General features: G+C 65.2%; 9 protein-coding genes and 2 pseudogenes. 3 read left to right on the forward strand and 8 right to left on the reverse strand.

The features are described from left to right. Positions 1 to 1,105 precede the first annotated feature (1,105 nt). Positions 1,106 to 4,408, forward strand: coding sequence for a protein kinase domain-containing protein (locus AC1DWT_RS45510; protein WP_477925783.1), 3,303 nt, complete (start codon positions 1,106 to 1,108; stop codon positions 4,406 to 4,408). Between the two features lie 170 nt (positions 4,409 to 4,578). On the opposite strand, the pseudogene AC1DWT_RS45515 reads toward AC1DWT_RS45510, so the two are convergent. The 8 genes and pseudogenes from AC1DWT_RS45515 to AC1DWT_RS45550 form a co-directional block, all read right to left on the reverse strand. Next, positions 4,579 to 4,736, reverse strand: a pseudogene (locus tag AC1DWT_RS45515) (IS701 family transposase); the annotation flags it as partial. A gap of 27 nt (positions 4,737 to 4,763) precedes the next feature. Beyond that, complete coding sequence (locus tag AC1DWT_RS45520) at positions 4,764 to 4,976, reverse strand: SOS response-associated peptidase family protein (protein WP_477925784.1); 213 nt, start codon at positions 4,974 to 4,976, stop codon at positions 4,764 to 4,766. Positions 4,977 to 5,140: 164 nt separating this feature from the next. Then, positions 5,141 to 5,424: pseudogene (locus AC1DWT_RS45525) on the reverse strand (YciI family protein). A gap of 151 nt (positions 5,425 to 5,575) precedes the next feature. Continuing rightward, complete coding sequence (locus tag AC1DWT_RS45530) at positions 5,576 to 5,887, reverse strand: WhiB family transcriptional regulator (RefSeq protein WP_477925785.1); 312 nt, start codon at positions 5,885 to 5,887, stop codon at positions 5,576 to 5,578. A gap of 71 nt (positions 5,888 to 5,958) precedes the next feature. Further along, positions 5,959 to 6,804 (reverse strand): HpcH/HpaI aldolase/citrate lyase family protein, encoded by an 846-nt coding sequence (locus AC1DWT_RS45535; RefSeq protein ID WP_477925786.1) that lies wholly within the window; start codon positions 6,802 to 6,804, stop codon positions 5,959 to 5,961. Positions 6,805 to 6,845: 41 nt separating this feature from the next. After that, positions 6,846 to 7,790, reverse strand: coding sequence for a phosphoglycerate dehydrogenase (locus tag AC1DWT_RS45540; RefSeq protein ID WP_477925787.1), 945 nt, complete (start codon positions 7,788 to 7,790; stop codon positions 6,846 to 6,848). A gap of 104 nt (positions 7,791 to 7,894) precedes the next feature. Next, the gene (locus AC1DWT_RS45545) at positions 7,895 to 9,214 is read right to left on the reverse strand and encodes a cation:dicarboxylate symporter family transporter (protein WP_283352404.1); all 1,320 of its coding nucleotides are present in this window, start codon (positions 9,212 to 9,214) and stop codon (positions 7,895 to 7,897) included. A gap of 70 nt (positions 9,215 to 9,284) precedes the next feature. After that, positions 9,285 to 10,451 carry a mandelate racemase/muconate lactonizing enzyme family protein gene (locus tag AC1DWT_RS45550; protein WP_477925788.1) on the reverse strand — a complete coding sequence of 389 codons (1,167 nt, stop codon included), beginning with the start codon at positions 10,449 to 10,451 and terminating at the stop codon, positions 9,285 to 9,287. A 147-nt stretch (positions 10,452 to 10,598) separates the two neighbouring features. On the opposite strand from AC1DWT_RS45550, the gene AC1DWT_RS45555 reads away from it, so the two are divergent. Further along, positions 10,599 to 11,300, forward strand: a complete 702-nt coding sequence (locus AC1DWT_RS45555) for a GntR family transcriptional regulator (protein ID WP_164063363.1) — start codon at positions 10,599 to 10,601, stop codon at positions 11,298 to 11,300. 109 nt (positions 11,301 to 11,409) lie between these two features. Next, the coding region (locus AC1DWT_RS45560) for an isocitrate/isopropylmalate family dehydrogenase (RefSeq protein ID WP_477925789.1) at positions 11,410 to 11,855 on the forward strand (446 nt) is incomplete at its 3' end.

Consider the following 11,855-nt stretch of genomic DNA (forward strand, 5'->3'; position numbering starts at 1 on the left):
CATATCGGGTTACCGGCCAGCTTAGGTKCCGGCGTGGGCGGAGGTTGTGGTGTCCATCGCGCGCTGCAGGCGGTCATCCGGTCCGGCCACGCCGTCTTGTCCACCGTCACACCGTGGCGAGTTCATTGCGGCGACATGTCCGTGCTTCCCGATGCCACGGCGTGGGCGCCCAGCGCATACCGAGTACGAGTCATGGCTCGGGACGGTTAAAGAAGCCGAACTGGTCCCTTGTCCTTATCAGCCACCGAGAGGGCCTGGCCCGAGGTCCTCTTGACTCAGTTCGGTGCAGTAGGCCGGTGTTCCCGGTTGTTGGCGCCACGATTCGGCCAGAACGGCAGCATCGATCGGTTCGAAGCCCGTATCGTCGACAAGCTGCATGACCGTCCTACGCGCCTCGGCTGAATCAGCGGCAAACAGGGATCGCGATACGGCCAGGTGTTCCGGCAGGACGTCCCTTGGTCTGCCGAGTTGCGGCCTTGAGCCGGGTTTCATGCCTTCGCGATCTACCGGCCGAGCTGCTCTTCATTCCACAGGCTCTCGACCCCGCCTTGTTGTCTAACGGCGAGGTTCCCGCCGCCCAGCGTCACGACATGTTCACTCGCTGGATGCACACGGTGCGCGGCGGCACATCCACGATGCGCTACGGGATCGGTGCGGTGTGCGGACCGGCCGCCCGCTGCTGTCGGCTGTCGGCTGTCGGCGGCGATCATCGACTCGCAACCGTGCACGGCGCCGAATTGAGCCCGCACCTGCAGAGGATGGGATTGTGGGAAGGGAACAAATGGTCGCAAACGCCGGATTACGGTGGAGTCACTGGCCTCGCGGATGGACTGCTTTCACCACCGTCTATCTGCGTGCCTTGACCAGTCCCATCGAGGAAACCTGTGTCGGGATCGTTGGCCTCGAGTACTGATCGAGGTGGGCGGGATTGTGTGCTGTTCTGGTAGAACTTCTCCATCGCACATCGGCCGTACGGTGCGGCAGCTCCGCGGATGGGGCTCGGGTCCTGGTGAGAACGTGTCGGGGATATCCTGAAGGCGCGTCATCGAGAGGATGCGGATGCTGCATCGTACAAAGTTGCCGACAGGTCGAGCGTAAACGAACGATGGTCGAAGGTGATCCGCTCGAGACTCAGCGCGCCCCGGCCCCCGCGGTGGTGGCGGAGTTGCACGCTGCCGGATTCGAGGATGTGCATGAAGTCGGGCGTGGTGGATTCGGCATCGTGTATCGCGGTGTCGAGACTCTGCTGGACCGCACCGTCGCGGTGAAGGTTCTCACCGCAGACCTCGACGACGACAACCGGGCGCGCTTTCTTCGCGAGCAACAGGCACTGGGACGCCTCACCGGCCACCCGAACATCGTGGGCGTCCTCCATGCCGGCACCACCAACAGCGAGCGACCTTTCATCGTGATGCAGTACCACCCGCGGGACTCTCTGGAAAACCAGGTTCGCCGGCAAGGGCCAATGGGATTGGCTGAAACGTTGCATCTCGGGGTGAAGTTGGCAGGCGCGTTGGAGACCGCTCACCAACTCGGCATCCTTCATCGTGACGTAAAACCGGGGAACATTCTGTTCACCGATTACGGGGAGCCCGCGCTGGCCGATTTCGGGATCGCTCACATCGCCAACGGGTTCAAGACTGCAACCGGGGTTGTGACCGGATCCCCGGCGTTCACTGCCCCCGAGGTGCTCAGCGGTGATGCCCCCAGCGTGGCGTCCGATGTCTACGGTCTCGGAGCCACCCTGTTCTGTGCGATTACCGGCCACGCCGCCTTCGAACGCCACAGCGGTGAACAAGTGGTCGCACAGTTCCTCCGGATCACCACCCAACCTGTTCCCGATCTGCGCGAACAGGGCATCCCGGATGATGTGAGCGACCTGATTGAACGGTCGATGTCTCCAGAACCGCGCGCACGTCCGCACAGCGCCGTCGAGTTCGGCAACGAACTCCGCCAGGTCCAGTTCGATCACGGCTTCCCTGTCGAGGAGATGGCCCTGCTCGCCGGACCTGGCGAGTCCCGACCGGGTCCGGAACCGCGTGCGGCACAGTTCAGCGCTGCGGGTCAGCGCACGCCCCGGTCGCAGCCAGCCACGCGAGGCGCGGGAAACCTGCCCCTCGAACTGACCAGCTTTGTCGGGCGGCGGCGGGAAATAGCCGACACGAAGAAGATGTTGTCGTCCTCGCGGCTGGTGACGCTCACAGGAATCGGTGGCGTCGGAAAAACCCGTCTGGCACTACGGGTGGCTGAGGATGTCCGCCGAGGTTTCGGTGATGGTGTGTGTTTTGCCGAGTTGGATGAGTTGCGCGACGAATCGTTACTGGTCGATGTGGTGGCAGCAGCTCTGGGCGTGCGGGATCGGTCATCACGCCCGCTCGAACACGCGGTGGCAGAATTCCTCACATCCCGCCGCCTCCTGCTCGTGCTGGACAACTGCGAGCATCTGGTCGGAGAAGCCGCTGGGCTGGTGGAAAGGTTGCTGCGCGCCTGCCCGGAACTACACGTCTTGACTACGAGCCGCGAACCGCTCGGCATCGGCGGGGAAGCCGTCCTGCGGGTTCCCCCGCTCACAATCCCCTCCCCCGACCGTCAACCGTCCCTTCGGGGCCTGCCCGGGTACGACGCCGTGACGTTGTTCGCAGAACGAGCAGCCACCGCGGTGCCCGGATTCGAACTCACCGAGGACAACCGGCTCACGGTGGCGCGGATCTGCCACAAGCTCGACGGCCTACCGCTGCCGATCGAGTTGGCGGCTGCCCGGCTGCGCGCCATGTCCGCCGATCAGATCCTGGATCGGTTGACCGATCGGTACGCACTGCTCACCCTGGGTAGTCGCGGGGCGCCGACACGACAACAGACGCTTCGGTTGTCGATGGATTGGAGTTACGAGCTGTGCACAGCCAAGGAACAGCGAGTGTGGGCGCGTCTGTCAGTGTTCGCCGGTAGTTTCGAACTGGACGCAGCGGAAGACGTGTGCGCCGACGATCTGCCGCCGAGTGATCTGCTCGATGAGGTGACCTCGCTGGTCGACAAGTCGATCCTGATCCGGGAGGACGCTGGCGCTGTGGTGCGCTTCCGGATGCTCGAGACCCTACGCGACTACGGCCACGAGAAGTTGGAGCAAGCTGGCGACTACGCTAACTTTCGCCGACGGCATCGGGACTGGTATCAGCAGTTGGCGCTCGATGCCGCGGCCGGGTGGATCAGTCCCCGACAGCTGGACTGGATCGGCCGCCTCGAACGCGAACAGCCGAACCTGCGGGAAGCGATGGAGTTCGCCTTGTCGGAAGAGGACGACGCAGAAGTCGATTCCGGTGTCCGGATCGCCACCGCCCTCTACTCCTTCTGGCTAGCCCGTTCGCTCTTCAGCGAAGGCCGGCGCTGGCTTGATCGCGCCCTGGCCAGACAGCCCGCGCAGCCAACGGTGGAACGAGCCAAAGCCCTGTATGCCAACAGCGCTCTCGCCGGGATGCAGGGCGACCTGGCGGCGGAAACCGCCCTCGTCGAGCAGGGACGGGCGTTGGCCGAGCAGACGGCCGATCCGACCGTGCACGCACTCGCCACCCACGCGACCGGAACCCTGGCGCTCTTTGGTGGTGACCCCGCCCGCGCGTGCAAATACCTGAACGAGGCACTTGCATCCATCGACACCCACGACGACGCCGCCCTCGAGGTCAGAATCAACGCGTTGCTAGCGCTCGGGTGGGCCTACCTGCTACAAGCAAACGCACCCCGGGCCCTGGCCTGCATTGACCAAGCACTCGCCATTACACAAACGCATGGCGAATCTGTGTACCAGTCGTTTGCGTTGTGGGCCCTGGGCGTTGCTGCGTGGCGGCAGAGTCAAAGCGATCGAGCGGTGCGAATATTGGAACAGGGCCTGACGTTGAGCCGACAAGTGGATGACCCGATCCTGGCAGCAACGTGTCTGGAGGCGCTGGCATGGGCCTGCGATGAGAACAACGCGCAGCGCGCCGCAATGCTGATGGGCGCCGCCGAGACGCTGGGACAGTCGGTAGGCAGTTCAACGGCGATATTCCCCGCCCTTGTCATCTACCACGAGGAGTGTGTGCGGCGGACTCGCCAGGCACTCGGTCAGCGTGCATTCGAGAAGGCCTACAGGGACGGTGGTCTCCTGAGCTTCGACGCTGCCGCCATCTACGCCCTAGGAGAGCAACCAAAATCCTCTGTGCAGGAGTCTGATTCAACTGAAGCGCTGACCAAACGCGAGCGACAGGTCGCAGACTTGGTCGCCGAGGGCCTGACCAACAAGGCGATCGCAAACCGTCTGGTGATATCCCAACGCACCGTCCAAGGCCATGTCGAACATATTCTCACGAAACTCGGGTTCAACTCACGCACGCAGATCGCTGCGTGGATAGTGGAACGGACCCGCAGCCCTAGGTAGTTAGTACTTCAACGACAGTTTGTGATGTCGGCGTTTGTAGTGACAGGCGCGGGCTTTGACCTGGCTGGCGCGGCGCCAGTTCAACCGGTGCCAGACGTGGACGAGGGCATGTCGTACCGGACAGGCGACGCGGTTAAACAATCGCCGTATCTCGTTGATGGTCAGAGGTATTAGATCTCGGGCACCGGCTGGAGATCCCCTTTTGAGCGCCGCGGCGCAGGATCATCAGGAAGGCGGCCGCGGCCATCGACAAGGTGATGTGCCGGTACCAGGCCGACTCACGGACCGGGTTATCGAGGCCGGTCTCGTTCTTGGTGGTCTGAAAGCACGGTGGCCTTCGTGGCCGGCGGTGCCATCAAGGATCGGGCGTGGTCGACGTCGGTGTTGGTCGGGTCGGGTCGAGCCAGTCCGCCCAGTTCTCCGGGGCGACGCTCATCGGCATCCGATCGTGGATATGTCCCACATCGTCGGTCGAGTTGGTTGTGATCACGCAAAATGTGATCAGCCAGGCGTCCGGATCGTTGTCGGGGACGTCGGGGTTGCGCCAGAAGTCGAAGATGCCGGCCAACGGGAGAATGTCGCTCTCGGCCGGGTGGATTCTCTGCGCCAGTCGTGTTCGCTCGGTGCAGAGGATTCATGGCCTGCGGGTGCTGCCGGTCAGGCGTCACCGTTGCGGCTCCGGCCGGTCGGAGGGCGGTGCCCACCGTCGGGTGGTATCGCTGCGCCAGCCGGTTAGTGGCTGAGCGTGCCCAGGACCGGTGTCCATTCGATGATCCTGTGGGCGGCACGAGTCCGTGGGCGACGAAGGGGTCATGGGTGAAGAGTCCTTCGACGATCTCGGCGGTGTCGGCGGCGACGACGATGAATGCGCCCGAGTCGTCGGCGTAGGGGCCGGAGACGATCACGGTCTTCTGTTCGACAAGGTCGGCGAGCCAGTCTCGATGTGCGGTGCGGTGATCATCGCGTCCTGCATCGGTGACGGCGGAGTAGGTGTATTCGACGACGAAGAGGGGCATGTTCTCGCTTTCTCGGTGGGTGGGTGCCGTGAGGGGACGCGTGGCGATAGTGGATCCGTTTACAGCAGTTCGGGATCGGGGCGGTCGTTTGCCCGGGGGTGGGTGGCTGTGGGAGATGGTCAACCGTCGGGGCACGGGAGGCCGGCCGTCGCTATGGCGTGGGGTAGGCGTGCGTCCGGGTGGCCGGGGGATGCGGAACCGGCGGTCGGCCCTCGGTGGTGCCGCCCCAGATTCCGAAGGGTTCGCCGACGACCAGGGCGTGGGTGCGGCATTGGGCGAGCACCGGGCAGGTTCGACAGAATCGTTTGGCTGCCCGTTCGCGGCCCCGTCGACCGTGATGGGTTTCGCCTTCTTGGGGGAAGAACAGGTCTGTTTCGACCTGTCGGCAGGTGGCGCGAAGTTGCCAGTCCCACAAGTCGGTCCGCTGTGCATACAGGTGGGTCGAAAGGGTAGAGGACGACATGCGGCGCTACCTCGCATCATGAGGATCAGCAGTGGCTGCACAGACGCTGTGCACTGCAGGGTGGGCGGCGTTCATGGCGAGAGAACTCCGAACGCCGTGGCCAGCCGGGCGATCTTCTGGGCGCGACCCAGACGGGGCAGGTCGCTGCCGTCGCGGAGGATGCGGCCTCGGGCTTCGAAGTCGGCGAGGAAGTCCCGCGCCCAGGTGGCGTCGTCGGTGGTGGGGCTGATGGCGGCGTTGACGACGGGCACGTGGTCGACGGCCAGGCACAGCTTGCCGGTCAGCCCGAGGGTGACCGCAAGCGTGCATTTCTCGTGCAGGACGGTGTGGTCGTTGCTGACGGTGGGGCCGTCGATCGGGCCGGGGAGGTTGCCGAGTCGGCTGGCGATGACCAGGCGTGAGCGCGGGTAGGCCATGGCGAGGTCGTCGGCGGCGGTGCCGGTGTCGCGCCGGTAGTCGCCGCTGCCGAAGGCCAGGCGGAAGGCACCTCGAGCCCGTGCGATCTGTGGGGCTTCCTCGATGCCCAGGGCGGACTCGATCAGTGCGAGCACCGGGGTCACGCCGCCGAGACGGTCGAAGGTTTCGGTCACGTGCTCAGCGGACTCGGCCTTGGCGAGCATCACCCCGGCCAGGCCGGGAAGGCCCCTCAAAGTGTCGACGTCGTCGGACCAGAACGGGGTCGAGTGGTCGTTGATCCGGACCCACGCCGAACGTTCTTCCAGCCATCGGGCGACGTCGGCGCGGGCGGTGGGTTTCGCGGTGGGGTCGACGGCGTCTTCGATGTCGAGCACGATTTGGTCGGCGCAGGACTGGTGCGCGGTATCGAAGGTGTCGGTCCGGGTGGCGTTGACCAGCAGCCAGGTCCGGGCGATCTCGGCGTCGACGGTGCGGGGAGGTGTCGAGAGTTGCTCTGTCACGGGTGTTCTACCTTTCTCGGGCGAGTCGGGGTACGTATGGGTCAGAGGTGGTCGACGGGGTGTGTTGGTTCGCGGCCGGCGAGGACGTCGATCACGGCCTGGGCGGCGGCGAGGCCAGCTCGATTGCGGGCCTCGACCGTCTGACCTGCCAGGTGTGAGGTGATGAGCACGTTGTCGAGGCCGCGGAGCCGGCTGTCGGTGGGTAGGGGTTCTTGGGCGACGACGTCGAGTGCGGCGCCGGCGATGTCCCCGGATTCGAGGGCGTCGGCGAGGGCGTCCTCGTCGACCAGGCTGCCACGGGCGGTGTTGATCAGGATCGCGGTGTTCTTCATCGCCTGCAGGCGTTCGCGGTCGATCAGGTGCCCGGCCTGGGCGGCGGCGCGGGTGTGCAGCGACAGGTAGTCCGCGGTGGCGGTGACGGTGTCGAGGTCGACGAACTCGATGCCCGGGTTGTCGGTGGGGTGTGCGGTGTGCACGGCCACCGACATTCCGAACGCCAGGCCGAGTTGGGCCACCGCCCGGCCGCTGGGTCCATAGCCGATGACACCGAGTGTCGATCCGCGCAATTCGCGGCCGGCGTCACGGGGCCAGCGGCCGTCCCGGACTCCGCCGAGGACGGCGGGAAGTTTGCGGGCGGTCGTCAGGATCAGGGCGATCGTCATTTCGGCGACGGCGTCGTGGTTGACGCCGGGGGTGTTGCACACCCGGATGCCGTGGCGGGCGGCTGCCGCGAGATCGACGGAGTCGTAGCCGACGCCGCTGCGGGCGATGACTTTCAGGGACGTGGCGGTTTCGAGCATGTCGGCGGTGACCGGTTCGCTCGCGATGACGGCTCCGTCGATTCCGTCGAACAACGCCAACGCTTCCGCGCGGCTGCGGGCACCGCGAGCGGGTGCGTAGGTCACCTCGTGTCCGTGCCGGCGCAGAAGGTCGTCGATGTCGTCACCGGGACCGAGGTAGTCGGTGGTCACCAGAACGCGTGACATACAGGTCATTTCCTCTCGAGTTCGTGTGTGTTGCGGCCGAATGCGGCAGGGCGAGGTGGCCGCGTCGCCGCGGCCACCTCGCCCTGTCATGTCAGCACTGTTGGTTACTTTCCGGCTTCTTCGTGCTTGCCGGGCCCGGCACCGAGCGCTGCTCGTGCCTTCTCTGCGTCGAAGTCGTTCTCCCACTTGCCGATCACGATGGTGGCCATCGCGTTGCCGAGAACGTTGATGAAGACCCTGCCCTCGTTGAGGATGCGGTCGACACCGACGATCAGGGCGAGTGCGGCGAGGGGGACGTGGCCGACGGCGGTGATCGTGCTGGCGAGGACGATGAACGCTCCGCCTGCGATGCCGGCGGTTCCCTTGCTGGTCAGCATCATGACTCCGACCATGATCAGCTGTTGCTGCCAGGACAGGTCGATTCCGACTGCCTGGGCGAGGAACAGTGAGGCCATCGTGAGGTAGACCGCGGATCCGTCGAGGTTGAACGAGAACCCGGACGGGATCACGATGCCGACGACCGGCTTGCCGACACCGAGGTCCTCGAGTTTGCGGACCAGTTGCGGCAGCACCGCCTCGCTCGAGCAGGTGCTCAGGGCGACCAGGAGTTCGGCCTTGAGGTAGCGCATCAGCGAGAACAGGCCGACACCGCAGGCTCGGCTGATGACCCCCAGCACCACGATGACGTACACGACGCAGGTGCCGGTGAACAGCAGGATCAGGTAGCCGAGCTGCTGCAGGCTCTCGGCGCCGTATTTGGCGACGACCGAGGCCAGGGCGCCGAAGGTGCCGATCGGGGCCAGTCGCATAACCCAGCCGACGATCTTGAACACCACGGACGTCAGCGCCGAGATGCCGTCGTTGATCGGTGCGGCCTTCTCGCCGGAGACGTTGAGGGCGCAGCCGAACACGATCGAGACCAGCAGTGCGGCAAGGATTTCGTTGCCGGTGACGGCACCGAACAGGTTGGTCGGGATGATGCGGTCGATGAAGTCGACCGCGCCGTGGGCCTGGCCGGCGCCGGGGATGCTCTCGGTGTCGAGCTCGGCGAGGTTGATGTTCATGCCCGCGCCCGGTTTGAAGACGTTGGCCACGACCAGCCCGATGAGCATCGACAGCAGCGACAGGACCATGAAGTAGCCGAGCGCCTTGGCACCGATCCGGCCGGCTTTCCGGAGGCTGTCCATCGACGAAATGCTCTGTGTGACCACACAGAACACGACCGGGACGACGATCATCTTGACGATGCTGATGAACCAGTCGTTCAACGGGCTGAGCGCGGCGCCGACGTCCGGGAGCAGGACGCCGACCGTGATTCCGAGGACCGCCCCCAGCAGCACTTGGAACCACAACTCGCGCATCAGCCGGCTGAGCCGCGAGCGTTCAGGTTCGGTGTGGCTCGGGGACATGGTGGTAGTAGTCATCGCGAGTGCTCCTTCGCACATCGGACCAGGTGGCGGTCCCCGCGTCAGCCGGAACCATGGAGGGTGGGGGTCAGTGGTGCAGTGCGCGGAGCACCTTGTAGAAGGCGGCCTTGCCCTCGAAACCGATGCCGGGGATCTCGGTGAGCCCGACCTGGCTGTTCTCGACGACCGCACCGTCGGCGAAGCCGCCGGTCGGCTGGAATTCGCCCGGGTAGGACTCGTTGCCGCCCAGCTTCAGTGCGGCGGCGATGTGCAGGGAGAACTGGTGTCCGCCGTGCGGGATGCACTGGCGCGAGGACCACCCGTGGTCCTTGAGCATCTGCTGCACCCGCAGGTATTCGGTCAGGCCGTAGCTCAGGGCGGGGTCGACCTGGATGATGTCGCGGTCCGGTCGCATGCCGGCGTAGCGGATCAGGTTGCGGGCGTCCTGCAGGGAGAAGAGGTTCTCGCCGGTGGCGATGCGGCCGGAGTAGTTCTCGGACAGCACGGCGTTGAGGCGGTAGTCGAGCGGGTCGCCGACCTCCTCGTACCAGAACAGGTTATAGGGCTCGATGGCCTTGCCGTATTCGAGGGCGGTCGCCAGGTCGAAGCGGCCGTTGACGTCGACCGCGAGGCGGGAGCCGTCACCGTCGAGGACCTCGAGGACGGCGTCGATGCGCTCGAGGTCCTCGGCCAGGTCGGCGCCGCCGATCTTCATCTTGACGACGTTGTAGCCCATGTCGAGGAAGCCGCGCATCTCGTCCTGCAGGTCTTTCAGGGTCTTGCCGGGCGCGTAGTAGCCGCCGGCGGCGTAGACGAAGACCGAGTCGTCGGGCTGGCCGTCCCCGTATTTGTCGGACAGGTAGCGGTAGAGCGGCTTGTCGGCGATCTTCGCCGCGAGGTCGAACAGGGCCATGTCCATGACACCGACCGCGACCGAACGTTCGCCGTGACCGCCCGGCTTTTCGTTCTTCATCATGATGTCCCAGGCCCGGGTCGGGTCCAGGTCGCCGGCCTCGTCGAGCAGGGCTTCGGGGTCGGCGTCGAGGAGTCGGGGAATGGCGCGGCGGCGCAGGATCTCGCCAGCGCTGTAGCGGCCGTTGGAGTTGAAGCCGTAGCCGACGATCGGCTCGCCGTCTCGCATGACGTCGCTGACGATCGCCACGATCGAGCAGTCCATCTTGCTGAAGTCGATCCAGGCGTTCCGGATGGACGAGCTGATCGGGACGATGCCCTCGTGTACGGAAATGATCTTCATGTGCTTCCTCTCCTCACTTTCTTTCGTCTTATAACGCTTATAAGACTTATAAGATGCAAGAGCGATGTTAGACTGATCGTGGCGCCGGACACAAGAGCCAATTTGTGGCCGGGAGCACAGACCGAGGATTTGGGTGAGGGAGGGCACATGCAGTCGACGAACGTCATGAACGTCTATTCCAGCAAGGGCGACGTGGCATACGGCGAGCTACGTCGGCTGATCTTGAGCGGCGAACTCACCCCGGGATCACGCCTGGCGCAGTACGAACTCGCCGACAGCCTCAAGATGAGCATCACCCCGCTGCGCGAGGCGATCCGCCGTCTGAGCAGCGAAGGGCTCGTGGAGATGGACTCGCACCGCGACGTGCGAGTGGCACAGATGAGCGCACAGGAGGCCCGTCAGCTCTTCGAGGTCCGACTCTCCCTCGACCCCACCGCCGCCGAACTGGCCGCTGCACGGCGCACCGATCAGGACATTCTGTTCATGCGCTCCGCGCTGAACCGACTGGTGCCGGTCACCCGTCAATGGGGCGAAGAGGGCTTGCAAGCCCACCGCGAGTTCCACCGTGCCCTCTACGTCGCCTCCCACAACGACGTGCTGATCCGGTTGCTCGACGACGTCTGGGACAAGTCCGACCGGTATCGCCGCGTCGGCCTCGAACTTCCGCCGGGAGACGAACCCCGCATCCGCGACCTCGACGAGCACCACCAACTTTTCGACCTGGTGGTCGCGGGCGATGTGTCCGGCACCGGCGAGCTGATGCGGCGACACATCACGGAAAGCCTCACCGCCAGCGCCATCCGCGCCCTCGAGGAACGCGAGGGCGCGACCTCACGCGAGCTGGCCTGACCGGTCCCCTCACCGGCCTCCATAACCAAACACCCGAATCATCCCCGGCGGCAGCGCCGATAGTGCTGCACGCCAGGATTTCTGGACCCCGAAGGGAAGTCACCACACCATGGGCGCAACACATCGGATCGCAGTCATCCCCGGCGACGGGATCGGCACGGAAGTCGTCCCGGAGGGACTGCGGGTCCTCGAAGCCGCGGCGTCGGCATTCGACTTCCACATTGACTACGAGCAGTTCGACTACGCCAGCGCCGACTACTACACCAAGACGGGCACAATGCTGCCCGATGGCTGGTTCGACCAACTCAATCAGTTCGACGCCATCTTCTTCGGCGCCGTCGGCTGGCCCGACGTGGTCCCCGACCACATCAGCCTGTGGGGAAGCCTGCTGCAGTTCCGCCGCCACTTCGACCAGTACGTGAGCCTGCGCCCGGTCAAACTGCTCCGCGGCATCACCAGCCCGCTGACCGGCCGTCAACCCGGTGACGTCGACTTCTACGTCGTGCGGGAAAACACCGAGGGCGAATACTCGAGCATCGGCGGCAAGATCTTCGA

This window comes from Rhodococcus sp. P4_B6, assembly GCF_056402215.1.